Raw genomic sequence first — 26,153 nt, 5'->3', positions numbered from 1 at the left:
TTTAAGTTTTGTGACTTAAAAATTTTTCAAAAAAATTTTTAAAAATAACTATTGACTTTCTTAGTTGGTCTATTAAAGTTATAAGCGTTAAGCGTGTATATAATTATTAATAATTATATCATACTTAAGTATTATTTTCCACTGTGCGTATTGACAAAAAGAAGATGAGTATATATAATGATAACTAAGTTATCATGGTTGGATTTTGTAGTAGGAAGAAGGTGAATGAGTGTTGAGTTTAAGTGGGTATGATGCTACTCATAGCAAAATTTTAGAAAGTGGTATAAAAAACTTTTTAAAAGATGGTTATGAGAAATCTAACTTAAGAAAGATTTGCAAAGAAGCTGGGGTAACTACAGGAGCTTTTTACCGTCATTTTGATGATAAGGAAAATTTGTTTACAAATTTGGTAGAACCTTTTGCAAGTCAGATTCTTGATATTTATAAAAATTATGAAGACAAAAGTCTTAAAACTTATGAATCTGATGAAGAGTTAAGTAAAAATAAGTTATTAGAAATACTGAAAATGAAAGAAGAAGCATCTGTAAAGTCCGTATCTTTCTTTTATGATAATAAAGATATTTTTGAGCTTTTGATTTTTTCTTCATATGGTACAAAATACGAGAACTTTATTGATGAAATTATAGGATTTGAAGATGAAAATCATAAAAAAATTTTAAATCTAATTTATAAGAATGGATATAGGAGCGTTATTACTGATGAGGGACTACATCTTATAAACCATGCTTACATTTATGCACTATCAGAATTAGTAGTACATTCTAATAGTAAGGAAGAAGCAGTTCATAATGCAAAGATTATAGCGGGATTTTTTAATGATGGTTGGAAAAAGATTAGGGGATTATAATCCTTAATTTTTTTAAAAATATGATAACTAAGTTATCATTTTATGGAGGTGGAAATTTTGAAAAAAGAAAATCAATTTAAAAAACTAATGAAATTGGCGAACAATCATAGGTCAAGTTTAAATCTGTCAGTGCTACTCGCAAGTCTTGGAGTTATTTTTGGAATACTTCCCTTTATAAGTGGAGGAAAAATTGCTGAAGGACTTATATCAAATGATACTGATAAAAATTACTATATCTTATGGTGTTTAACTGGACTACTAGGTTATGCTTTAAAAACTTTATTATATGCATGGTCTCTATCTATTTCCCACAAGGCTACTTTTTCTATACTTGCTGATATTAGGATAAAAATGATAGAGAAACTTCCTAAACTTTCTCTTGGAACAATAAGCGAAACTCCAAGTGGAGCTTTTAAGCAAAAAATAGTTGATCAGGTAGAAAGTATGGAGAGTCCACTTGCTCACATGTTCCCTGAAATGACAGCAAATTTACTAGGTCCTGTTTTTGTATTTTTATATCTTTTATTTGTAGACTGGAGAATGGGACTCTTATCCCTCGTATCATTTCCAATAGGTATGTTTTTTATGGCAAGTGTTTTTAAATCTTATGGAGATAATTTTGCTGGTGCGATGAAAATAGGAGGAGAAATGAATTCTTCTCTTGTAGAATACGTAAATGGGTTAGAAGTGATAAGGTCATATAATCAGACGGATAAAACTTATAAAAAAATCACCGACAAAGTTTATGCTAATGCTAAATATTATTATGACTGGATGACAAAAACTCAATTTGGAATGTCAATGTCAAAAGCAATCACCCCAACTACTCTTCTAGCTATACTTCCATTGGGATATATCTTTTATAAGAATGGATCTTTATCCTTAACAGGATATCTACTTTCCATAATTTTATCCTTTTCCTTACAAGGATTACTAAATACTATGATGAGATTTACAACTATAGGAGCTCAAGTAGGCACTTTAGTAGAAAATGTGGAGTCTGTTCTTAATTCGACTGAGCAAATTCACAGTGAAGAAAAAATTGTTATTAAAAATCATGATATAGAGCTTAATAATGTGAGTTTCGAGTACGAAGATGGTCAAGAAATTTTATCAGATATTTCCTTACAAATAAAAGAAGGAACTAAAAATGCTTTTGTAGGTTTGTCAGGTGGTGGAAAATCTACTATTGCAAAATTAATTGCAGGATTTTGGGATGTAAAGAAGGGTGTGATTAAGATGGGCGATATTCCTTATGAAAACATTCCTTTAGAAGAACTTTATGGTCAGGTTTCTTTTGTGTCCCAAGACAACTTTTTATTTGATGATACTATAAGGGAAAATATAAGAATGGGTGACCCTAAGGCGAGCGATAAAGAAGTTGAGGAGATATCAAAAAAAGCTGGCTGTCATGAATTTATATCTCATTTGGAAAATGCATATGAAACTAGGGTTGGAAAACAGGGAGAAAGTCTTTCTGGAGGCGAAAGGCAGCGAATCGTTATAGCTAGAGCAATGCTAAAAAACGCCCCTATAGTTATATTTGATGAAGCAACGGCCTATATGGATCCAGAAAATGAATATTTAATTCAAAATTCTTTAAATGAATTAATTAAAAATAAAACTGTAATCGTGATTGCACACAGATTATATACAATAAAAGATTCGGATAAGATTTTTGTAGTAAATAATGGAAAAATTGAAGACTCTGGTAAGCATGAAGATCTTCTAAATTCTTCAGAGACTTATAAGAAGCTTTGGAAAACAAGTATAGGAAAGGAGGATTAATATGTTAGAAACCTTAAGTAAAATTTGGAGGTTTTCAGCTAAGGAGAAGTCAAACTTAAATAAATCTTTAGTTATATCAGTAATTCATGCATTCTTTTATGTTTTGCAAATGGGAGCCGTTTATTTTATTTTGTTAAGTATTGTAAATAATGGAGAAAAATTAAGAACATCCTTAATGTCTTTTGCTATTATTCTTGCATCTATATTTGGACGAATGATAACAAATTATTACGCACAGTTAAGACAAACTCATGCAGGTTATTTTATGGTTGCAAATGCAAGAATTAAAATGACAGATAAGTTGAAAAAAATTCCAATGGGTTTACTAAATAATTCAAAAATGGAAAATATTTCAGGGATATTAACAACAGGGCTAAGCGAAACAGAAAACACTGTTCCTTCAATTCTCATAACCATGCTTACTGGATTTTTAACAGCCTTTGTTTTTACTATCATGGTTTTTATTTTTGATATTAGAATTGGGATTGTAGTTGCAATAGCAACATTAATATACCTTTATGTTAGTGATAGAATGCAAAAAGTTTCAGCTAAAGTTGCTCCCAAAAGAGCCAATGCCCAAATTAATTTATCTGATAGAGTTTTAGAACATATACAAGCCATGCCTGTTATTAAATCATTTAATTTAACGGGTAAGGGAGATAAAAACACAAGAGATGCTATTTTTGAGAGTAAAAAAACTAATTTAGAAGTAGAGAGAAGATTTACTCCTTTTACAATTTTTTCTTCTCTAATTTTAAATGTTGCATCATTTATATTGATGTATTTGGCTATTAGATTTTATTTTGATCAAACTATGAATTTAACAAACTCTTTGATGACATTGATTATGTCTTATATGATATTTTCTCAGATTCAGGAGGCAGGATCTTCAATGTCAGAGCTAAGAATAGTAGCAAGTTCTATTGATAAAGTTGATGATATTATGTCGCTTAGTGAGATGAAATCGAAGTCTGGTCTAAAGTTAACAAGTAAAAGAAATATTGAATTTAATAATGTTTCTTTTTCCTATGGAAATAAAAAAATAATCGATAAGGTATCTTTTAAAATTCCTGAAAAAACTACTGTGGCATTTATAGGACCATCAGGAGCTGGGAAAACAACCCTATCAAAGCTCATTGCTAGATTTTGGGATGTAGATAGTGGAGATATTACAATAGGTGGAGTAAATATAAAAGATATTAGTTTAGAAGAATTGATGGATAATATCTCCATAGTCTTTCAATCAGTATATCTTTTTAATGATACTATTGAAAACAATATAAAATTTGGAAATCCTAATGCAAGTCATGAGGAAGTCATAAATGCTGCAAAAAAAGCTGCGTGTCATGATTTTATTATGGCTTTGCCAAAGGGATATGACACAGTAATAGGAGAAGGGGGTGCTAATCTTTCGGGAGGTGAGAAACAAAGAATATCAATAGCAAGAGCAATTATTAAAGATGCACCAATTATAATTTTAGATGAGGCAACTGCAAATGTTGATCCAGAAAATGAGGACAAATTACAAATTGCGATTAACTCATTAATGAAAGAGAAGACGGTGATTATGATAGCCCATAAATTAAATACCATAAAAAACGCTGATCAAATCATCGTCTTAGAAAAGGGTCAAATTGTTCAAAAAGGTGAACATGATGAATTAATTAAAGAAGAAGGCATATATTCTGATTTCATTAAAATCAGAGAAAAAGCTGAAAATTGGAAAATTAAATAAGGAGGAGAAGATGAATTTAAAAAATATTGTAAAAATTGCTGTTTTTTCAGTTATAGGATTTGTGTTAACAATGGGACTTGGTTATGCTACAGGAGCTTTAGGTGTAATGCCTAGTTTATATTTGTCTTGTGCCTTTGCTACGATTGTAGTAGCACCAGTATTTGTAATTTTGGCAAGGAGTGTAAAGGTGAGGGGGACCGCATTTTTATATTTCTTTTTGATAGGACTATTCTACACTCTTATGGGGATGTGGCCTATTATAATTATAAATACCATTGCTGGAATATTAGCTGAACTTGTAGTGGGAAGTAGTGAAAATTATGATAGAGGCAATAGTAAGGTTGGTCTTGCTTTTGGAGCGGGTATGTTTGTATATTCACTTCATCCTATGATAATTGTGTTTTTCTTTTCAAAATCTAAGGCGATGCTTGAAATGATGGGAGCGGACTACTTTGACTTTTTAAGAAACTTTTACACACCTGCAAATATTGGAATTTGTTTTGTTATTTCCATAATTGCATCAATCATTGGTGCAAAATTTGGATCATATATCTATAATAAGTTTTTTGCTGGTAGGAATAAAAAAAGTGTTCTTGGTTAAAAGTAAAAAAGAGAAAAAGGAAGTAATTAGCCCAATTACTATAATTGGGCTAATTATAATCTTTTCTATAATACTCACAATAGGAGATGAAGCTTTTTATATTATATGTCTACTATTAAGCTTATTATCATTATCCATTTATTCACTAAAGTTAAGTTTTAAATTTACTTTATTTTTGATTGTAATTTTTATTTTAATAAGGATTTTAGAAAATTATTTGGGTGGTGTCTTTATTGGCTCGATATATCTCATGCTTAGAATTATATTTCTTTACGCTCCTATATTTATTATGGCAAGAGTCATGAGTCTATATTCGGCATCTTTTATTGTAGCTTCTTTTACTAATAGAGGAATGCCTACAAGCTTTGGACTTCCTATTGCTTTATTCTTTAGGTTTATACCTGAAATAAAAATAAGACTCCAAGAAATAAAAGATGGACAAAAGATAAGAGGATTTAAGACTAGTATATTTCACCCAATAAAGACTTTTGAGCTTTATTTTGTGCCTTTACTTTATAAATGTCTTGAAATAAGCGATGTATTAACCTGTTCAATTATTTTAAAGGGGATTGAAATAGATTGTAAAAAAACATCCATATATAATTTGCAATTTTCAAAATTTGATTATTTTATGTGGATTAGCACAGTTATTATGCTAGGAGCAAGTTTATGGAAAATGTGATTAGTGTTAATATTAAATCTTTTTCTTATGGAGAAAATGAGAATTTAAAAAATATTAAATTTAATATCAAAGATGGAGAGTTTATTGTATTAACAGGCAATTCTGGTTGTGGGAAGAGCACACTAATAAGAATAATTACGGGTCTTTTTCCAAGCTTTTATGAAGGAAAATTAGATGGAGAGGTTGAAATTTTAGGAAGAAATATAAATGAATATAAAAAAGGAGAACTTTCAAAAATTTTATCCATTGTTTTTCAAAATCCCAAAGATCAGTTTTTTTGTACAAATGTTTATGATGAAATTGCCTTAGGGGCAGAAAACTTGGGAATTAAAAGAGATTTGATTATAGAAAAGATAGAGTCTATAAGTAAATTGCTTAAAATAGAAAAACTGCTTGATAAATCTATTTTTTCACTATCAGGAGGAGAAAGACAGAGAGTAGCTATTGCTTCAGCTCTTATTCAAGATAGTAAAATTTTATTTTTTGATGAACCATCCTCTTCTCTAGATTATGCTTCTATTGAAAGCTTTAAAGAGATTTTAAAAGAATTAAAATCTATGGGTAAAACCATAATATTAGCCGAGCATAGACTTTATTATCTAAAAAACTTATTTGATAGAATTGTGTTTATGAAAGGTGCAACAATCAATGAAATTTTTACAAGAGAAAATTTTAATAATAATCTAGCCAAAGAATTAGGACTTAGGACTTTAGAAGAAAGAAACTTAAAAACTGAAAGAAATTTTTTTGAAAAAGATTCTGTAGAATTTTTTAATAATATATATGTAAGTGTTGGTAAGAAAAGCATTTTAGAAAACATTTCTTTTGATTTAAAGAAGGGAGAAGTTTTAGGAATACTTGGGAAAAATGGATCGGGTAAGACATCTCTATCAAGAATAATAACTGGACTTGTTGGAAAAAATCAAGATACAAGTATAGGTGTACGAGAAAAAGAAAGACTAAAAAATTCTTACCTAGTTCAGCAGGATGTAGATTCACAAATATTTTTAGATACAGTTGAAAATGAACTCCTGTCTATATCATCTGATAAAGAAGAAATTAAAAAACTTTTAAAGGAAATAAATCTCTGGGATAAAAGAACATCACATCCTCAAAAATTATCAGGAGGTCAGAAACAAAGGCTAGCTGTAATTACTGCTTTTCTATCAAATAGACGAGTAATCATATTAGATGAACCAACATCAGGACTTGATTATAAGAATATGGAAATCATGGCAAAGCTTATAAATGAGTATTCTAAAAAGAGTTCAATAGTTATTATAACTCATGATTTGGAATTTCTTTTTAAGTGTTGTAATTCTGCTTTAACTCTAGATAAAAATAATTATGATAGGTTTGTCTTATTTAATAATGAAGAAAAAATATTTGAATTTATTGAGCAAATGTAATATTTCAACTTATCATATATTAAAACAAGGAGAAAATAGACTTAAACATCGAAAGACGATATTTATATAATATATCTGTTAAAAATAATATAGCAAATCCAAAAAGAATCTTTATTAAAAATAGTTTCGTTCATTTTAGAGGACTAACCATGCCCAAGAGCAGGAGTCCTCCTTTTTTTGTCTGAAAACATAAAGACAAAAAAAGAATGGAGGAAACATAAATGACAAAAGAATATTACCTTTATGTTGGTGGGCAAAAAATCAAAGTAAGCGAACAGATATACAAAGTCTACTGGCAAGAAAGAGAACACGAAAAGTATTTAGAGCAGGTGGACAAGAAAAACCACTTGCTCTTTTTTTCGTCCCTAAATCATGATGGGAATTTCGAAGATAATCTAGAAGATAAAAATGTTGATGTTGAAAAAGTTGTAGCTACACAAATGATGATTGAAGCACTAAGAAATGCAATGTCAAAGTTAAATAAAGATGAACGGGAAATAATTGAAAGATTATATTTCAATGATGAAACACTTCGTGCAGTAGCAAAGGCTCAAAATATATCTCATCCTGCTTTAATAAAAAGACGAGATAAGATTTTAGAAAAACTAAAGAAATTTATAGAAGAGATATAATTTCTGGTTACCAAAGAGGGCAAATTTTCCTTTATAAAGTGAGGGGAGTTTTGTCCTCTTTCTATTTTAAAAGAAATTTAAACAATATTTGAACCATAACAATTAAATAGACCAAGACAAGACATTAATCATTTTTAGAGCGTGATAACCTATCCGCCAAGATCTTTCTGCTGAATAATTCGGCAAACAAGTACTGCTAAGCTAAAAGCAAGGGAAGAAGAAAGGGAGCGATAAGTAAGAGTTTGAATATAGGGAGGGATACCCTATTCGCTATGAAGAAAATGAGGATAATGATACTTCTAAGGTTGAAGCCGGCTCATCCTGAACAGAGGCGGAGGTGAGATTCCTATGTTGCTAATCCAAGGCACTTGTTAATGTCAAAAAACTTAAATTTACATAGGAGGTTATTATGAAAGCAATAAAAGTTTATAGCATTAGAGTTGCTATGCTCTGTAGACTTTATGAACCCAATTTAATAAAGGATAAAGAATTCACCAAAATAAAGACTAGAATAGAAAAAGATTACAAGAAAATTGATAGAAAACAATTAATTTTATGATGAAATAATACTGTAGAAAGACACAAAATGGGAAGGAGGTAAAATGAATACTAAAGTAAAATTAATAAAAGCTTCAAATACAGGAGCAAGAAATAGAAATGCACTAGATTTAGAATTAAAACGAGTTGCAGCATATTGTCGAGTTAGCACTGATAGTAAAGACCAACTTGAATCATATAAATCGCAAGTTGATTATTACACAAATCTAATAAAAAATAATAAGAACTGGACTTTAGCTGGTATATATGCAGATGAAGCAACAACAGGAACAACTGCTACTAAAAGAGCAGATTTCATGAGACTAATTAGCGATTGCCAAAATGGAGATATAGACATGATAATAACAAAATCTATATCAAGATTTGCTAGAAATACATTAGATACCTTAAAGTATGTAAGACTATTAAAGGAAAACAATGTTGGTGTAGTATTTGAAGAAGAAAATATAGATACTTTGACAATGGATGGAGAGTTACTATTAACAATATTAAGTTCAGTAGCTCAACAAGAAGTAGAAAATACCTCAGCCCATGTAAAAAAAGGACTAAAAATGAAAATGGAAAAAGGGGAGCTTATTGGCTTTCAAGGTTGCCTTGGATATGATTATGACCCTATAACAAAAAGCATCTCTATAAATGAAGAAGAAGCTAAAATTGTCAGATATATCTTTAAAAGATATTTAGAGGGCAATGGTGGCTCGGTCATTGGCAGGGAACTAGAAGAGCAAGGATATCTCACTCCTAGAGGTAAAACAAAATGGTCTGATACTACAGTGTTAGGAATAATTAAGAATGAAAAGTATATTGGCGATATACTAATGGGAAAGACCTTTACAGTTGATCCCATAACAAAAAGAAGATTAGCAAATTTTGGAGAATCTGATAAATATCACATTGAAAATCATCTTCCTAATTACTAGTTAAAGTTAAATCAAATTGTATTTTTTTTATTCAATTTATATCCTTATGTAAACTTTATTTGTATAAAAGGTTGACACTAACAAACAAATAGGATATTATACATGATAATAAAAAAGCAAGGAGGTCAAACATGTATTATAATCATTCAAATAACAAAATGATGGGTATGATGCACATGATGGATTCATGGGCAGGCTTTCTTGTACCCAAAAATTATTAATTTTGGGATTAGACCACGAGGAGCCTGATGGCTCCTTTTTTTATGGATTGTAGCTTTTTATGACATACAAAAAGAGATTAAGGAGCTTTAGATCTACCCTTTGGGATGAGCGAATGTATCTCCTTAATATTTAAAAATTAAAAAAAGAAAACATACATTTATTACCAAAAAATTATTAATAAATATTATATAAAAGACTTAAGGAGAAAATTATCATGACCAAAGAACTTAACCAAGTAAAATTTGAAACACTAGCCCTACATTCTAGACAAGAACAAGCAGACACTGCAACTGGGGCCCGTGCAGTTCCTATTTATCAGACTACTTCTTATGTATTTGAAGATACCGACCAAGCAACAGAACGTTTCGGACTTAAAGATGCGGGAAATATTTATGGAAGGTTGACTAATCCTACAGAAGAAGTTTTGGAAAAACGTCTTGCGGCCCTAGAAGGAGGAAGCTCCGCCTTGGCTGTTGCTAGTGGTGCAGCAGCTATAACTTATGTTTTTCAAGCATTGGCACAAAAAGGGGGACACATTGTATCAGCAAATACTATTTATGGAGGTACCTATAATTATCTATGCCATACTTTCCCTCTTTACGGAGTGGAAACTACCTTTGTAGATCCATCTCAATCGGAAAACTTTGAATCAGCAATCAAAGAGAATACAAAGCTTATATTTTTTGAAACTTTAGGCAATCCAAATAGCAATATAACAAATATTGAAGAAGTGGCTGCGATTGCCCATAAATATAATATTCCTCTAGTTATCGACAATACCTTTGCTACTCCTTACTTGCTTCGTCCTATAGATCACGGTGCAGATATTGTAGTTCACTCTGCTACTAAATTTATCGGTGGTCATGGGACTAGTTTAGGTGGCATAATTGTAGAAAGTGGAACTTTTGATTATACTTCTTATAATAAATTTAAAAATCTCTCTACACCTAACGAATCGTATCATGGAGTTTCCTTTACTAAAGATGCGGCACCAGCACCTTTGACCACATATATTCGTGCAATTCTCCTCAGAGACACAGGAGCATGCATATCTCCATTTAATGCTTTTTTACTTCTTCAAGGAGTAGAAACTCTATCTTTACGAGTAGAGCGCCATGTTGAAAATGCACTAAAAGTAGTATCCTATCTAGATAAGCACGAAAAAGTAGCTAAAGTAAATCATCCTTCTTTAAAAGATCATCCTGATTATGATCTTTACCAAAGATATTTTCCTCATGGGGCAGGTAGTATCTTTACTTTTGATATATATGGTGGAGAAGAAGAGGCGCGTACTTTTATTGATAATCTAAAAATATTTTCAAATTTAGCAAATGTAGCAGATGTAAAAAGTTTGGTAATCCATCCAGCTACTACAACTCACTCCCAATTAAGCGAACAAGATTTAGAGAGTCAGGGAATAGGTAAAGCAACTATACGTTTGTCTATAGGAACTGAGCATATTGATGATATCATTGGAGATATAGATCAAGCACTAGAAGCTATCTAGATATTAGAAAGTGAGATGTTTATAAACTTTGTTGGATTTAGTGATGTTGGAAATAAAAAAGCATCTAATTTATCTTTGATAATGTAGCATAGCTATGTCGCTTGGATGTGGGTATAGTTACATTGAAAAAATTATAAATTGTGGGAGGTTTCTATGGAATATAAAGAAATTAAATATTTCAAATGATAAAATTAGTGATTATAAAGTATTTAAAGGTATAAAACTATATTCTGAAATTTTTAAATCTGAAGATGAAAAGAAACTAATAAATAAAAGAGTATATATAACTCAAAAAGAAAATTATGTCTATTATGAAAGAACCGATATAAATTGGAACTATTGGTCAGATAAAACAAAATATGATTTAAGTTTTGACTTATCTGACATAAAACATGACATAATATTTAAAGTTTCGCCAGAACTAAATAATTTTTCAGAGTATTTAGATCAAGAAGTAATTAGAAAAATTGGGACTAAAGAAAAAAATGGAGAAATAGTAGAAATATTGGATATTTAATATATTATTCCGTATATTAATAATAGTAAAGTTTAAGACTTTAATCTATGAAAAAATAACAGATATAATAGATAGTTTGAAACGCCCCCATACACAAAGGCTATTTGTGTATGGGTATTTTTTTGTTTTCTTGCATGAAAGGAGAGTTCGTGAAAGAAAGTAAACTTAGCGAGGCTTTCTTTAAATATGTGACATTGAATATTTTAGGACAGATTTATACTCTTTTTGATACATTTTTTGTTTCTAAATCATTAGGTGCAGATGGATTAACTGCATTGAATTTAGCTTACCCTGTTTCTGTATACTTAATGGTATGGGGTTAATGCTTGGTATAGGTGGGGGGATTAAGTATTCTATATTTAAGAGTCGTGAAGATTATGAGGATGCAGATAAAATTTTTACAAATACTATTTATATTGTTATTATTTTTGGAATTTGGTTTGTTTTAATTGGACTGTTTTTCTCAAAAAAGTTGTGGCTTTATTGAAAGCAGATGAGTAAGTTTTTGATCTAGCATATACTTATGTAAAAGTTCTATTATTATTTGCTCCGTTTTTATAACTAATAATATTTTATAAGAAATGATGTTAATCCTAAATTATCAATGCTTATAATGATAATAGAGAGCTTATCAAATATTATTTTAGATTATATTTTTATTTTTACTATGAATAAGGGAATATTTGGAGCTATACTAGCGACTTGTTTTTCACTAATCATTCTCCTAATAATGGCGTTACATTATATATTTAAAAGGAAAAATAATTTTCATATACAGGATAAATTGGGTAAATAGCATTGTATAAAGGAAATAAAGGAGAAAAAATGCAAGATTTTATTTTTAATATATCAACTAAGATTTTATTTGGAAAAGATCAGCTTAAAAATCTGTCAGGAGAGATTAAAAATTATGGTAATAAGGTCCTATTAGTTTATGGGAGAAATAGCATAAAAAAAATTGGACTTTATGATGATATTATTAAACTATTTGAAAAAAGTTCAATCGAAATATTTGAACTTTCAGGTATAGTACCTAACCCAAGAATTGATAAAGTTCGTGAAGGTGCAAAAATTGTCAAAGAAAATGATGTTGATTTTATACTTGCAGTAGGTGGAGGATCAACTATTGATACTGCTAAGTTAATTGCAGTTTCTGCTAAAACTGATTCTGATCCTTGGGATATTGTCATAGGAAAAGAAAATCCTAAAGATGCAATTCCTCTAGCAAGTATATTAACTCTTGCTGCTACAGGTTCAGAGATGAATTCTGGTTCAGTAATTACAAATGAAGAAACTGGTCAAAAACTTGGCTGGGGATCAGAGTATGCTAGACCTAAATTTGCCCTCATAAATCCAGAATACACCTACAGTGTAAGTGAATATCAGACTGCTGCTGGTACTTGCGATATAATGAGCCATACAATGGAGAATTATTTTACACTAAATGATGGGGCTTATCTTGAAGATAGATTTGCTGAAAGTATCTTAAAAACTTGTATGAAATATGGTCCTATAGCTATTAAAGAACCTAATAATTATGAGGCACGTGCAAATCTTATCTGGGCAAATTCTTGGGCTATAAATGGTTTATTAAATGCTGGAAAATCTACAGCTTGGTCAGTACATCCCATGGAGCATGAACTTTCTGCATTAAGAGATATAACTCATGGAGTTGGTCTTGCAATACTTACTCCATACTGGTTAGAGTATTGCTTAGATAATGAAAGAAGTGAAAAAATCGCTGAATTTGGATATAATGTTTTTGATATAGAAAAAACAGAATCTACTTTTGAGGATGCGAAAAAGGCAATAGAATCTTTAAGAGAGTTTTTTATTTCATTAGGAATTCCTGAAAACTTACAAAAAGAGGGATTTAAGAAAGAAGATTTACCTATTATGGCAAGAAATTGTGTTAATAATAGACCAAAACCTGAAATAAATGGATTTAAAAACTTAAAAGAAGAAGATATTTTAAATATTTATAAAATGGCTTTTTGATGAAGGAATTTATGTTAGATTTAGAAAAAATAGCTAATGAGATAATTAATAAAGAAGATTCTGCTGAAAGTATAATTATATTTGATAATAAAACTGACCAATATATTGATTTTTCAAATGATAATGTATTTGATGTCAGGTCTATATCTAAAACAGTGTTAGCTTTAGCTTGTGGAATTTTAATAGAGAAATCTAATAATGATTTTAATGAAGAAACTTTAATTTATCCTATACTAAAAGATAAGATAAATCTTAGCAATACGAAGAATCTAAGGTATCTTAAAGAAGTAAAAATAAAGCATCTCTTAACTCATACTACAGGATACAGGGATTTAGTATTGATGAGTAAAAATATAGATCCTAAGGACTATGATGGTTTATTTGATTATATAATAAATTATCCAATATATTCTAAACCTGGTAGCTACTTTTTATATTCTAATGCAGGATTTTATTTATTAGCAGCAACAATGCAAGAATATTTGGGGTATAATCTTTTTGATTTTATAGATGAAAATTTATTTAATCAACTTAATATAAATGATGCTAAATGGGAAAGATATGGTGATTATCTAGCGGGAGCAACTAAGGTTAATCTTTGTGCTAATGATATGCTGAGCATAGGCAAATTATTAATAAATAATGGTAAATTCAACGGAAAACAAATTGTTAGTTGCAATTGGATAGAAAAAATGACAAGACCATTGTTTAAAAATCCTAATGAGACTAAAAGAAAATTTTTATCAGAAGATAATTATGGTTATGGTATCTGGATATCTGATAATGAAGTAGTATTTGCATCTGGAACTGGTGGACAGCTAATTGTTTTACTTAAAAAGTTAGGGATCTTAATAATAACAACAAACAGTGGGTCTGATAATAAAGGTTATGAGATTAAGGCTGATATTAATAAAATAATATCTATGATGTATGAAAGGAAATAAAATGAATTATGAACATATAAAAGAATATACCAAAATATATGAAGAACATCAAAAACTTTTAGAAGATCTTTCTAAATCCTTAAAAGACTTTAAAGATCATCAAAAAGAATTAGAAAAATTAGAGAAATATTATTATAGTGAAGATTTTATAAAAGATCATGATGCATCAAATAAAGGAGAAATTCCAGATGATATAAATCAAGGAATTTTAACTGAGGACGCTATATATGATTTACTAGGAGATAATTATTATATGGCGCGTGAGCTTTTAGATCTTGCAAATTATATGATTCAAGATAAGGATAATTAGTATGAGTGTAAAAACTCATACTATTTTTGTGCAAAAAAATAGAGAGTTAATAAACTCTCCATTTTAATTACTTGGTGCACCATCAGAGACTCGAACTCTGGACACCCTGATTAAGAGTCAGGTGCTCTACCAACTGAGCTAATGGTGCGAAGTGAATACTTATATAGTATACAACTTCATTTTGAACTTGTCAAATTAATATATTTGCCACATATGAACTATTTGATCACTTATCTCATCATATGTCCAAGGACGCATAGTATTTTTTACACTATTTGGATCATTTATAAGGAATTTTCCATCTTTATAAGAATCTATTACAAAAATATGACCAAATAGCGTAAAGTAACCCTTTTTTACTGAAACTATTATAGGACCATTTTTTAGAGCTTCTTTCATTTCATTTTCATCTAAGTTTATATCTTTAACAGCATAGTTATATTTTTGTGCTTCTTGAGAAAAAAATTTCCAAGCTATACCTTCACTTGTCATATAATTTTTTGCATCTTTTGCTATTATGTCAGGTGTTATATTAGGATCATCTTTTAATCTCGATAATACCATTGATACAGAAGTTGGACCACATCCAGATATACCTATGTTTCTATCTCCAAGATCTAAATAAGCCCATCTATTATCCCATTGTATGTAATAAGGAGTTTTTCGATTTAATTTTATAGATTCACCTGGGGTACTTATAAAGTCTGTTTCTCCATGATTCATATTATAAACGAATTCTATGGTGTCTGTGTCATTACCTGTAAGATAAGCTTCTACATTAGTTATATTGTAATAGTTATCATAAACCCATTTAGCTTTAGGGTCGGTAGCAGCTTGTTTCTCAACATTTTTAATTATTTCTTCTTTTACATCTGATTTTACTTTTGGAGTAAAATTTATATTTTCATTTTCTATTGCAGTATCTATATTTTTTACGATAGTTGATTTGTCTCGGTTTATAAAAGTATTTATCGCAAGTTCATTAATATCAGATATTATATTCATATTTTCTTGATCAATTAGTTCTTCATCATTACTTTTAAAGCTTGTTGAACAAGAAGTTAGAAGTAAAGTCAAAGGCACTAATAAAATTTGCTTTTTCATATCAATACTTTACTCAAACTTTGCTAAGCTTCAATAATCGTTTGGAGTGTTTTAAAATTAAGGTATATTTACAAGGTAATGTTTCTTGGCACCCATTATTAAAAAAATATCAAGGAGAAAAAATGAATAAAGACAAAAGTAAACTTACAAATGATACTAGATATCTAGTTGGATCAGCAGTAGTAGCTGCCTTGTATGCAGTATTAACCTTAGTTATTCCTATGCCGCAATATGGACCTATTCAATTTAGATTTTCGGAAATCTTAGTTTTATTGGTATTTTACAATAAAAGATTTATACCAGGTCTTGTTTTAGGATGTGCAATTGCAAATTTATTTAGCCCTATGGTATGGTTTGACTTAATATTTGGAACGCTTTCTTCTTATGTAGCTTTTAAACTTATGGAGAAAACAGATAAATTATTTATAGCATCTCTATTTCCAGTATTAATGGTATCTGTTCCTGCTATTGGAACATATATAATTTTAGATAATACTGGCGCTTTTATAACAATGCTATTTTCTTTTATGGCTAGTGAATTTATTATGGTAAGTATTATAGCTGTGATAACTTTTAAAATATTAGAAGATAATAAAGGATTTATGAAATATATTAAAGAGTTTTGATATATTTGAAAATAATACTTTTTGATGTGAATCTTTAAAACTGATAAGTACCATCTTGCTGTTTTTTACAGTAAAGATGGTACTTATTCATTATATTATATAAAAAAAGGGGGAGACTTTAAAGTCTATTGAGCTTATTAATGATACTCTCAATTTCTGCTAATTTTTCTTTAGCATCGTCGGGATCATTATTTTCTAAAGTTTCATATACACAATGGCTGAGGTGTGCTGATAATACATCTTTATTAATATTTTTAAGTATAGATATAGATGCCATAATTTGGTTACTTACATCTATACAATATCGATCATCTTCAACCATTTTTATTAAACCATCGATTTGTCCACCAACGGTTTTGAGCTTTCTTATTGTCTTTGCCTTATCAGCATGCATTATTTGTATTCAATACCCTTATATTCATATCCAGCATCTATGATTGCATTTTTTATAGCATCTTCATCTGCTGTGCCAAAATAATCTACAGTAGCATTGTTATTTTCAAGGCTTACGTCAACTTTTTCAACAAATGCTAATTCTTCAAGTGCTTTTGTTACATGAGCTTTACAGTGCTCACAGCTCATTCCATCTACATTAACTATTAATTTATTTGTTGTTGCCATTTTTTCTTCTCCTTTAATATATTCTTTATTTTCATTTGGTAGGTTTTCTATATTTTTATTAATACTTTTTTTATTTAATTTATCTATTGCCTCTTTATTTTTAAAATTAGGGCTAAATCCTTTAAGCCTTAAAGAGTTAAGGCAAACAAAGATAGATGACATACTCATTGCAAAAGCTGCAAACATTGGATTAAGCATTATTCCTTTTAAAGGATATAGCAATCCAGCAGCTACTGGAATTAGTATTATATTATAAAAGAAAGCCCAGAATAGATTTTGCTTTATAGTTTTAATTGTTGATTTAGAAAGTTCTAATGCACTTACTATATCGAGTAGTGAATTTCTCATTAGTACAACATCTGCAGAATCTATAGCGACATCTGTTCCATTTCCTATTGCAATACCTATATCACTTCTTGCAAGAGCAGGCGCATCATTAATACCATCACCTACCATGGTTACTTTTTTACCCATATCTTGCAATTGTTTTACAACTTTATCTTTATCTTGAGGTAGGACATCAGCAAATTTTTTATCAATACCTAAGTCAGATCTGATTGCTTCTGCTGTTTTTTCGTTATCTCCAGTTACCATAGTTACTTCATACCCTAGATTTTTAAGCTCATCTATGGCAACTTTTGAAGTTGCTTTTGGTAAGTCTTTAGCAGCTATTAGACCAATTACTTTATTTTCATCAGCAAAGTACATAGAAGTCTTGCCTTCATTTGCATAAGTATCAGCTATTTCAATATAGTTTTTAAGATCTATATTGTTTTCTTTCATTAGTCTTAAGTTACCTGCTAGGTATCTTTGCCCATTATATGTTGCGCTTATTCCTTTACCAGAAATAGCGTTAAAGTCTGATACATTTTCTGAAGCTATATTATTTTCCTCAGCATAGGTAACTATTGCATTACTTAATGGGTGTTCAGATGATTTTTCTATAGAAGCTGCAAGTTTTATAAACTCATTATGGTCTATATCAGTTTTTACATCTGTAACTTGAGGTCTACCTTCAGTAATAGTTCCTGTTTTATCTAGTAATATAGTATCAACTTTACTTAAGTTTTCTAAACTTTCTGCGTTTTTAAATAATAAACCTAGTTCTGCGGATTTTCCAGTAGAAACCATTATTGCCATCGGTGTAGCTAGACCTAAGGCACATGGACAGGATATAACTAAAACTGAAATCATTAGATTTAATGCAAATTCAAAATTGTAACCTAGTGCCATCCATACTATGAATGTAACAATAGAAATTAAAATTACAGCTGGTACAAATATAGCTGAAATTTCATCTGCCATTTTAGCGATTGGAGCCTTGGTTTCATTTGCTTCATTTACTAGATTTATAATTTGGGCAAGAGTTGTATCTTCTCCAACTTTGGTAGCTTTAAATTTAAATGAACCTTCTTTGTTAATAGTTGCAGTGATTACTTCATCACCAACACCCTTATTAACAGGAATAGATTCACCAGTTAAAGCTGCTTCATCAAGTAGGGAAGAGCCTTCTATAATCTCACCATCCACTGGAATAGAATCTCCAGGTCTAATTAAGATTATATCTCCTTTTTCTATCTCAGAAACATCTACGCTTTTTTCCTTACCATCAACAAGAATTGTTGCTTTTTTGGGTGCTAGATTTATTAAATTTTCTAGGGATGCTTTAGTTTGACCCTTTGATCTAGCTTCAAAATATTTACCAAGAGTTATTAAAGTTAGAATCATAGCAGCAGACTCAAAATATAGGTTATGCATATATTGATCTATAATTTCTGGTTGGTTAAATCCAAAACCATAGGCCATTCGCATTATAGCAAAAATCCCATAAAGTGTTGCTGCACTTGCACCTAAAGCTACTAGGGTATCCATGTTCGGAGCTTTATTAAATAATCCTTTAAATCCATTTATAAAAAATTTTCTATTTACTACTAATACTGGAATAGTTAGTATAAATTGTATAAAGGCATTATTTATAGAGCCTTCTCTTCCTTGTATAAAAGTAGGAACTGGCAAACCAATCATTGGTCCCATAGCTATATACAAAAGTGGGATTAAGAAAGCTAAGGATACTTTTAACCTAAATTTAGTATGACTTTCCTCTTGGTCTTTTTCTTTAGGTTTGTCAGCTGTGGCTGATTTTTCTTTATCTTTTAAGCTAGCTCCATAACCTATTTTTTCTACAGCATGGATTATATCATCATCGCTTAATTTATCTTCATCATAATCTACACTCATAGATTCATTGATAAGATTTACATTTACATCATTAACGCCAAGTTTTTCAACTGCTCTTGTAACATTGGCTTGGCAAGACGCACAAGTCATACCTGTTACATCGTAGCGTTTTTTCATATAACCTCCTTCCACACCCTGTGGGGGTGTTAATATCATTTAACGATTGCTTATATACATTGTCAAGCAAAGGGTATATATTACAAGCAAAAGGAGCAAATATGAAAACATATCATTTAATATTCAAAGGTAGAGTACAAGGGGTAGGTTTTAGATATACTTCAAAAATGATAGCCGATAAGCTTAAGTTAGTTGGTACTGTAAAAAATTTATCCAATGGAGATGTTGAGGTGTATGTAAAAGGAGAAGAAACAAATATAGAAAAATTTATTGAAGAGATCAAAAATCAGAGATTTATCAGGATAGATTCTATAGATAAAAATGAAGTGAATAAATCAATAGATTGTCTAAGCTTTAACATAGTGCATTAATAATTGATTAATTTAGTTTTTAAGATATATTTATCTTATGACAATAAAAAGTAAATTTACAAAAGAAATAGCAAAAATAGTACGAGCTGGTCTAAGACTTACTCGTCACAACGCTACAGCACTTCCAGGTTATGTAGCTTATAAACTTGATAAAAATATATTGGATGAGTTATCAAAAAATACAAAATTTGTTTTTGTAACAGGTACAAACGGAAAAACAATGACAACCCATTTTTTAGCAAATATATTAAGGCAACACTACGATAAGGTTTATACTAACGAATCAGGCTCTAATATGGTTCAAGGTATTATTACTACACTTCTAGATAATCCAAAAAGAGAAGAAACTATAGCAGTCTTAGAGGTAGATGAGGCAAATCTTGTTCGTATTGGCAGAAATATAAAGCCTGATTATGTTATATTTACAAATATTTTTAGAGATCAAATGGATAGGTTTGGAGAAATCTATAATATATTTAATAAACTTATGCAAGGTATGGAAGTAATGCCAAATGCAAAAATTATTGCAAATGGTGATTTGCCAATATTTTCATATGATCAAATGGATAAATATAATAAGTCTTACTTTGCTATAAGAGATAAAAGGGAAGAGAAAGATGATTATATTTTAGAAGCAGATGCCAATTCTGATGGTATACTTTGTCCTCATTGCAATCACATCTTAAAGTACAAATTAAATAATTATTCTTCTCTAGGAGATTTTGCTTGTACAAGCTGTGACTTTAGCTCTCCTGAAATAACTTATAAACTTGATAAAATAAAAAAGCTTGAAGCCAACTATTCCTCATTCTATGTAGGCGATGAATTTTACGAAGTAAATGTTGGAGGTTTATATAATGTATACAATGCCTTAGCTGCTTTAAGTGTTGCAAAAGAATTAGGCTTAAGTTATGAAGAGATTTATGAAGGTTTAGCTAGTCAAAAAAATGTATTTGGTCGACAAGAAAATATTAAAATCTATGATAAAAATGTTACTATTAATCTCGTAAAGAACCCTACTGGTCTTAATCAAATAATAGATTTAATGCTTTTAGAAAAAGAGCCAATATCCTTAATCTGTCTTTTAAATGATAATTATGCTGATGGGACAGATGTAAGCTGGATATATGATTCCTACTATGAAAATCTTTCTAACTTAACTATAAAAGACATATATGTATCAGGTATGCGTAAGAAAGATATGAAAAGACGCCTAGAAATAGCTGAGATATTTGATGGAGAAATAAAAGAATTTGATTACGAAAATGAGATAAAAAAAGTAATAAAAGATACAAAAACTGATAATATTTATATTCTTTCTACTTATACTGCTATGTTAAGGCTAAGGGAGGTTCTTGATTTATGAAAAAACTTATAATTTGTCATCTTTATGGCAATTTATTAAATACTTATGGGGATATAGGAAATATCATGGCCTTTTCCCACGAAGCAAGAAAGAGAGGTTATGAAGTAGAAACAGAGATAATTAGTTTAGGAGATGAGTTTGTCCCAGAAAAATATGATTTTGTATTTTTTGGGGGTGGACAAGATTATGAACAAAAAATTGTTCAAGAAGACTTATTAGGAAAAAGAGATGAACTGGCTAATTACATAGAAGAATCAGGTGTTTTTCTTGCCATTTGTGGTGGATATCAATTATTGGGCAAATATTATTATGATGCTTATAATAACAAGATTAATGGGTTAAATATTTTTGATCATTATACTGAAAATCAACAAGATGGAGCTAGATTTACAGGTCAGATTAAAATTAAGGATAATTTATCTAAGAAAATTTATGAAGGATTTGAAAATCATGGCGGAGTAACCTACTTATCTAAGGATCAAAAAGCTTTGGGAATGGTTATTGAGGGAAATGGCAATAATGGAAAAGATAAAACTGAAGGTTTTAGATATAAAAACACCATAGGTACATATTTACATGGACCACTTTTGGCAAGAAACAATAATTTATGTAATGATCTACTAAACAAAATTGAAGAAAGGAATTAATAAATAATGAAGACTGATATAGAAATTTCTCAAGAAGCAAATTTAGAAGACATTGACCAAATCTGTGAAAAAATAGGTTTAGAAGATTATGAGAAACTAGGCAAATATAAAGCTAAAATAGATTTATCCTATTTACAAAAAGATAAAAAAGATTCAAAGTTAGTTTTAGTTACCGCAACTAATCCTACACCAAGTGGTGAAGGAAAGACAACTGTTAATATTGGACTTTCAATGGCTTTAAATAAAGTTGGTAAAAACGCAATTTCAGTATTAAGAGAACCATCACTTGGACCATCTTTTGGTAGAAAAGGTGGAGCAACAGGTGGTGGATACTCCCAAGTTTTACCAATGGATGAAATTAATCTACATTTCACTGGAGATTTTCACGCTATAACATCTTCTGTAAATCTTGTTGCAGCTATTATTGATAATCATATATACCAAGGAAATGAAAAGAACATTGATCCAAAACAAATTGTTTGGAGAAGATGCGTAGATTTAAATGATAGAGCATTAAGAAATGTTGTAATAGGCATGGGCAATAAGACTGATGGGGTTATTCGTGAAGATAAATTCGATATAACTGTTGCTACAGAAATGATGGCAGTTTTATGTTTAGCAACAAGCCTTGATGATTTTAAGAGGCGTGTAGGCAAAATGATTGTAGCATATGATATTTATAATAATCCAGTTACTGTTGATGATATTAAAGCAACTGGATCTGTAGCTGTGCTAATGAAAGATGCATTAAAACCGAATCTTGTTCAAACAATAGAAAATACTCCAGCCATAATACATGGTGGGCCATTTGCGAATATTGCACATGGTTGTAATTCCTTAATAGCTACAAAAACGGCTTTAGCTATATCTGATTATGTAGTAACAGAAGCTGGATTTGGAGCTGACTTAGGTGCAGAAAAGTTTAACGATATAAAATGTAGATTAGGTGATATAAAACCTGATGCAACAGTAATAGTTACATCTATTAGATCTTTAAAATATCAAGCGGGTATGCCTTCAGATGCTCTTCAAGAAGAAAACTTAGACTACTTAAATAAGGGATTTGAGAACTTAAAGATACATATTGAGAATATGAAAAAATTTGGAACTAATATAGTAGTAGCTATTAATAAGTTTGATACAGATACTGATGAAGAAATAAGCCAACTTAAATCTCTTACAAAATCTATGGAAGTAAATGCCATAGAAACAACCGTATTCGCCAACGGATCACAAGGAGGAATAGATCTTGCAAATGAAGTTGTAGATTTATGTGAAAAAGATAATGGGTTTGAGTTTTTATACGATGTTAACTTAACTATTAAAGAAAAACTTGAAAAGATATCAAAGGATATATATAGGGCAAAAGATGTTGTTTATACAAAAAAAGCAAATAAAGATATAAAAAGAATTGAAGATCTAGGTTATGATAATCTTCCAATATGTGTCGCAAAAACACCTTACTCTTTTTCTGATGATCCTAATATTAGAATAACAGATAAAGATTATGATATAACAATAAGAGAAGCTAGAATTAATGCAGGTGCAGGATTTATAGTAGCTTATACTTCTAATATTTTAACTATGCCAGGATTGCCAAAAACACCTAATGCTTATGAAATAGATATAGATTCTAACAATAAAATAGTAGGTTTATCATAATATCTATTTTTATTAAAAAATTGTAATTAATTATATTAAGGGAATGCAAGTTAATAAAAAGTATGTTATAATAATATTGTAAAAATATACCTAAATTGGGGGAACAATGACAGATTCAAAATTAAAAAATAAACAAACAGACGAATTATTTGAAGCAATTCTTATGCTAAAAGATGTGGAAGAATGCTACAGATTTTTTACAGATATATGTACAGCACGAGAAATCCAATCTATTGCGCAAAGACTCCATGTAGCTAGATTACTTAAAATAAGAAAAACTTATAATGTAATAGAAGAAGAAACGGGCGCTTCTACGGCTACTATTTCTCGAGTTAATAGATCACTTAACTATGGATCAAATGGTTATGATTTAGTTTTAGATAAACTAATTGAGAAAGATTTAAAAAAACAAAGAGAAGAAGATAATAATTAATAATCTTTGAATTTAAAGAGTTGGCATTTATGCCCACTCTTTTTTCGTGTGGTATAATATTTAGATAAGGGGGATGTGGTTATGAATCTAGAAGGATTAAATGAAAAACAAAAAGAGGCAGTATTACATAATAAAGGACCTCTTTTAGTATTAGCTGGTGCAGGAAGTGGAAAAACAAGGGTTCTTACTACAAGTATAGCTAATCTTATTGAAAATGAAAAAGTGGATCCCAGAAATATTCTAGCAATCACATTTACCAATAAAGCAGCAAATGAAATGAAAGATAGAGTTTCTAACTTACTTAATATAGATGTTAGTCGTCTTTGGATAGGAACATTCCATTCCATTTGCGCTAGAATCTTAAGGATGAATATTGAGAAAATAGGTTATAATTCAAATTTCACTATCTATGATACAAACGACCAAAGAACTCTGATTAAAGAGATTATAAATGATTTAGGCTATAAGGATGAAATTAGTCCACGAGATGCACAAAATTTAATAAGCTCTTTAAAGAATAAATCTATTAGTCCAAAAGAATTTTTAGATATAGACGGATATTATAGATATCATAATGAATACTATGAAATTTATAGACAATATGAAAAAAGAAAATTTGAATATAATTCCTTAGACTTTGATGATTTAATAGAAAAAGTTCTTCTTTTATTTTCAAAAGATAAAGATGTATTAAAGTACTATCAAAATAAATTTGAATATGTATTTGTGGATGAATATCAAGATACAAATATATCACAATATGAGCTTGTAAAAAACTTTGCTGGAATTCATCAAAATGTATTCGTTGTGGGTGATGCTGACCAATCAATTTATAGTTTTAGAGGAGCAGATATTAATAATATATTAAACTTTGAAAAAGACTTTAAAGATGCAATAGTAATTAAACTTGAGCAAAATTATAGATCGACATCTAATATATTAGATACTGCTAACTCTTTAATCGTAAATAATGTTGAAAGAAAAGATAAAGAATTATGGACAGCTAATGGAATTGGTGATGAGGTTCTTTATAAGAATAATTCTGTAGAAAGTGAAGAAAGTAAGTTTGTAGTTGATGAAATAAAGATGTTAATAAATGAGGGATATTCTTATAGCGATATAGCTATCCTTTATAGAACAAATGCCCAATCAAGACCTTTTGAAGAAGCGTTGATGAAAAGTTTAATTGATTATAAAGTTGTAGGAGGTCTCAAGTTTTATGATAGAAAAGAAATTAAAGATCTTGTTTCTTATTTGAAAGTTATAGTCAATCCCAAAGATGATGTTGCTCTTAAACGAATTATTAATGAGCCTAAAAGAGGAATTGGAAATAAATCAGTAGAACAATTAAGTAAGATTGCTACAGATAATAATATATCAATTTTGGATTTGATAAGAAGTCATGAATATAGCGTGCTTTTGACAGACAGATTAAAAAATCTTTCAAATAAATTCTATAATCCTTTATCAGAAATTTTTGAAAATATAGATAAATACACTATAACGGATTTAATTAATGAAGTTTTAGACAAGTCAGGATATCTTAAATCACTTGAATCTAGCTATTCAGTGGAAGATAGAGCAAGGATTGATAACTTAAATGAGTTTATATCTGCTGCTAGTGAATATGAAGAGAATAACCCTGATGATACTATATATGACTATTTAGAGAATCTAAGCCTTATATCAGATATGGAAAAAACTGAAGATAAAGATAATTCTATATTACTGATGACTATGCATTCTGCTAAAGGTTTGGAATTTCCTGTAGTATTTGTAGTAGGTATGGATGAAGGACTATTTCCAGGGAAAAGATCCATTGATGAGGGCAATATTGAAGAAGAACGTAGATTATTTTATGTAGCTATAACTAGAGCACGTGAAAAACTATATTTAACAAGTAGCCAATTAAGGCGTTCTTATGGTAAGCCTATATACTATAAAACATCAAGATTTGTAGATGAGATTAGAGAAAATATAAAAGAGTTAGAAAATAAGACATTTAACTCTTTTTCTTCTAAAAGTTATGAAAAATCTTCAAATGAAGATTATATGAGAGAAAAAACTAGACAATCAGTCTTAAATACTAAACTTAGAAAAAATGAAAATAGTGATGAGACTTATCAAGTAGGTGACAAGATAATGCATTCTAAGTGGGGTGAAGGAATGATAGTTCAAGTAAAAGAAAGCAATGAGGGAAATGAGCTAGTGGTAGCTTTTGATAAAAAAGGTCTAAAAAAGTTAAACCAAGATTATGCTCCAATTTATAAGGTGTAA

Annotated in this window: 24 protein-coding genes, 1 tRNA gene and 1 pseudogene; 22 read left to right on the top strand and 4 right to left on the bottom strand. The window is 29.6% G+C overall.

Translation table 11 applies throughout. From position 1 onward, the window contains the following. Positions 1-229: 229 nt before the first annotated feature. The 15 genes and pseudogenes from J2Z39_RS04780 to J2Z39_RS04705 all read left to right on the top strand — a co-directional run bounded on the left by J2Z39_RS04780 (position 230) and on the right by J2Z39_RS04705 (position 14,691). Entirely contained in the window at positions 230-868 is a 639-nt protein-coding gene (locus J2Z39_RS04780) for a TetR/AcrR family transcriptional regulator (protein WP_019118521.1), read from the top strand. Positions 869-925: 57 nt separating this feature from the next. Beyond that, positions 926-2,656, top strand: a complete 1,731-nt coding sequence (locus J2Z39_RS04775; protein ID WP_209814034.1) for an ABC transporter ATP-binding protein — start codon at positions 926-928, stop codon at positions 2,654-2,656. Between the two features lies 1 nt (position 2,657). Continuing rightward, positions 2,658-4,391, top strand: a complete 1,734-nt coding sequence (locus J2Z39_RS04770) for an ABC transporter ATP-binding protein (RefSeq protein ID WP_019118519.1) — start codon at positions 2,658-2,660, stop codon at positions 4,389-4,391. 10 nt (positions 4,392-4,401) lie between these two features. After that, positions 4,402-4,992 (top strand): MptD family putative ECF transporter S component, encoded by a 591-nt coding sequence (locus J2Z39_RS04765; RefSeq protein WP_019118518.1) that lies wholly within the window; start codon positions 4,402-4,404, stop codon positions 4,990-4,992. Next, entirely contained in the window at positions 4,922-5,674 is a 753-nt protein-coding gene (locus J2Z39_RS04760) for an energy-coupling factor transporter transmembrane component T (protein ID WP_316122147.1), read from the top strand. The genes J2Z39_RS04765 and J2Z39_RS04760 overlap by 71 nt, the downstream gene beginning before the upstream one ends. Then, entirely contained in the window at positions 5,662-7,083 is a 1,422-nt protein-coding gene (locus J2Z39_RS04755) for an ABC transporter ATP-binding protein (protein WP_209814033.1), read from the top strand. The genes J2Z39_RS04760 and J2Z39_RS04755 overlap by 13 nt, the downstream gene beginning before the upstream one ends. A gap of 221 nt (positions 7,084-7,304) precedes the next feature. Further along, complete coding sequence (locus J2Z39_RS04750) at positions 7,305-7,715, top strand: sigma-70 RNA polymerase sigma factor region 4 domain-containing protein (RefSeq protein ID WP_005956580.1); 411 nt, start codon at positions 7,305-7,307, stop codon at positions 7,713-7,715. Positions 7,716-8,124: 409 nt separating this feature from the next. Further along, complete coding sequence (locus J2Z39_RS04745; RefSeq protein ID WP_209814031.1) at positions 8,125-8,274, top strand: hypothetical protein; 150 nt, start codon at positions 8,125-8,127, stop codon at positions 8,272-8,274. Between the two features lie 43 nt (positions 8,275-8,317). Further along, positions 8,318-9,178 (top strand): annotated as a pseudogene (locus J2Z39_RS04740) (recombinase family protein); the annotation flags it as partial. 451 nt (positions 9,179-9,629) lie between these two features. After that, positions 9,630-10,922, top strand: a complete 1,293-nt coding sequence (locus J2Z39_RS04735) for an O-acetylhomoserine aminocarboxypropyltransferase/cysteine synthase family protein (RefSeq protein ID WP_209814030.1) — start codon at positions 9,630-9,632, stop codon at positions 10,920-10,922. Positions 10,923-11,016: 94 nt separating this feature from the next. Beyond that, positions 11,017-11,439 (top strand): EXLDI protein, encoded by a 423-nt coding sequence (locus tag J2Z39_RS04730; RefSeq protein ID WP_209814028.1) that lies wholly within the window; start codon positions 11,017-11,019, stop codon positions 11,437-11,439. A gap of 149 nt (positions 11,440-11,588) precedes the next feature. Next, positions 11,589-11,762, top strand: coding sequence for a hypothetical protein (locus J2Z39_RS04725; RefSeq protein ID WP_209814026.1), 174 nt, complete (start codon positions 11,589-11,591; stop codon positions 11,760-11,762). Between the two features lie 502 nt (positions 11,763-12,264). Then, on the top strand, positions 12,265-13,437 hold the full coding sequence (locus J2Z39_RS04715) for an iron-containing alcohol dehydrogenase (protein ID WP_209814022.1): 1,173 nt from the start codon (positions 12,265-12,267) through the stop codon (positions 13,435-13,437). Positions 13,438-13,448: 11 nt separating this feature from the next. Next, complete coding sequence (locus J2Z39_RS04710) at positions 13,449-14,381, top strand: serine hydrolase domain-containing protein (RefSeq protein WP_209814020.1); 933 nt, start codon at positions 13,449-13,451, stop codon at positions 14,379-14,381. A gap of 1 nt (position 14,382) precedes the next feature. After that, entirely contained in the window at positions 14,383-14,691 is a 309-nt protein-coding gene (locus tag J2Z39_RS04705) for a DUF4298 domain-containing protein (RefSeq protein WP_209814019.1), read from the top strand. Between the two features lie 72 nt (positions 14,692-14,763). On the opposite strand, the gene J2Z39_RS04700 is transcribed toward J2Z39_RS04705, so the two are convergent. Continuing rightward, positions 14,764-14,839, bottom strand: a tRNA-Lys gene (locus tag J2Z39_RS04700). 47 nt (positions 14,840-14,886) lie between these two features. Further along, positions 14,887-15,795, bottom strand: coding sequence for a C39 family peptidase (locus J2Z39_RS04695; protein WP_117521699.1), 909 nt, complete (start codon positions 15,793-15,795; stop codon positions 14,887-14,889). Positions 15,796-15,917: 122 nt separating this feature from the next. Here J2Z39_RS04695 and J2Z39_RS04690 point away from each other — a divergent pair, with 122 nt between their 5' ends. Further along, positions 15,918-16,421, top strand: coding sequence for a QueT transporter family protein (locus J2Z39_RS04690; protein WP_209814017.1), 504 nt, complete (start codon positions 15,918-15,920; stop codon positions 16,419-16,421). Positions 16,422-16,539: 118 nt separating this feature from the next. On the opposite strand, the gene J2Z39_RS04685 is transcribed toward J2Z39_RS04690, so the two are convergent. After that, the gene (locus tag J2Z39_RS04685) at positions 16,540-16,815 is read right to left on the bottom strand and encodes a metal-sensing transcriptional repressor (RefSeq protein WP_209814015.1); all 276 of its coding nucleotides are present in this window, start codon (positions 16,813-16,815) and stop codon (positions 16,540-16,542) included. Beyond that, complete coding sequence (locus J2Z39_RS04680) at positions 16,815-19,397, bottom strand: heavy metal translocating P-type ATPase (RefSeq protein ID WP_209814013.1); 2,583 nt, start codon at positions 19,395-19,397, stop codon at positions 16,815-16,817. Before J2Z39_RS04680 ends, J2Z39_RS04685 begins: the two co-directional genes overlap by 1 nt. A gap of 101 nt (positions 19,398-19,498) precedes the next feature. Here J2Z39_RS04680 and J2Z39_RS04675 point away from each other — a divergent pair, with 101 nt between their 5' ends. The 6 genes from J2Z39_RS04675 to J2Z39_RS04650 all read left to right on the top strand — a co-directional run bounded on the left by J2Z39_RS04675 (position 19,499) and on the right by J2Z39_RS04650 (position 26,153). Continuing rightward, positions 19,499-19,768 carry an acylphosphatase gene (locus tag J2Z39_RS04675; RefSeq protein ID WP_117521695.1) on the top strand — a complete coding sequence of 90 codons (270 nt, stop codon included), beginning with the start codon at positions 19,499-19,501 and terminating at the stop codon, positions 19,766-19,768. 37 nt (positions 19,769-19,805) lie between these two features. Continuing rightward, positions 19,806-21,134, top strand: coding sequence for a Mur ligase family protein (locus J2Z39_RS04670; RefSeq protein WP_117521694.1), 1,329 nt, complete (start codon positions 19,806-19,808; stop codon positions 21,132-21,134). Next, positions 21,131-21,781, top strand: coding sequence for a type 1 glutamine amidotransferase (locus J2Z39_RS04665; protein ID WP_117521693.1), 651 nt, complete (start codon positions 21,131-21,133; stop codon positions 21,779-21,781). The genes J2Z39_RS04670 and J2Z39_RS04665 overlap by 4 nt, the downstream gene beginning before the upstream one ends. 6 nt (positions 21,782-21,787) lie before the next feature. Further along, the gene (locus J2Z39_RS04660; RefSeq protein WP_209814011.1) at positions 21,788-23,443 is read left to right on the top strand and encodes a formate--tetrahydrofolate ligase; all 1,656 of its coding nucleotides are present in this window, start codon (positions 21,788-21,790) and stop codon (positions 23,441-23,443) included. A 106-nt stretch (positions 23,444-23,549) separates the two neighbouring features. Further along, complete coding sequence (locus J2Z39_RS04655; RefSeq protein WP_117521691.1) at positions 23,550-23,876, top strand: YerC/YecD family TrpR-related protein; 327 nt, start codon at positions 23,550-23,552, stop codon at positions 23,874-23,876. Between the two features lie 81 nt (positions 23,877-23,957). Beyond that, positions 23,958-26,153, top strand: a complete 2,196-nt coding sequence (locus J2Z39_RS04650) for an ATP-dependent helicase (RefSeq protein WP_209814010.1) — start codon at positions 23,958-23,960, stop codon at positions 26,151-26,153.

This window comes from Anaerococcus nagyae, from assembly GCF_017874535.1.
Lineage (GTDB): Bacteria > Bacillota > Clostridia > Tissierellales > Peptoniphilaceae > Anaerococcus > Anaerococcus nagyae.
The sequence above is the reverse complement of the archived record's forward strand: the minus strand, read 5'-3'. Positions and strand labels throughout refer to the sequence as shown.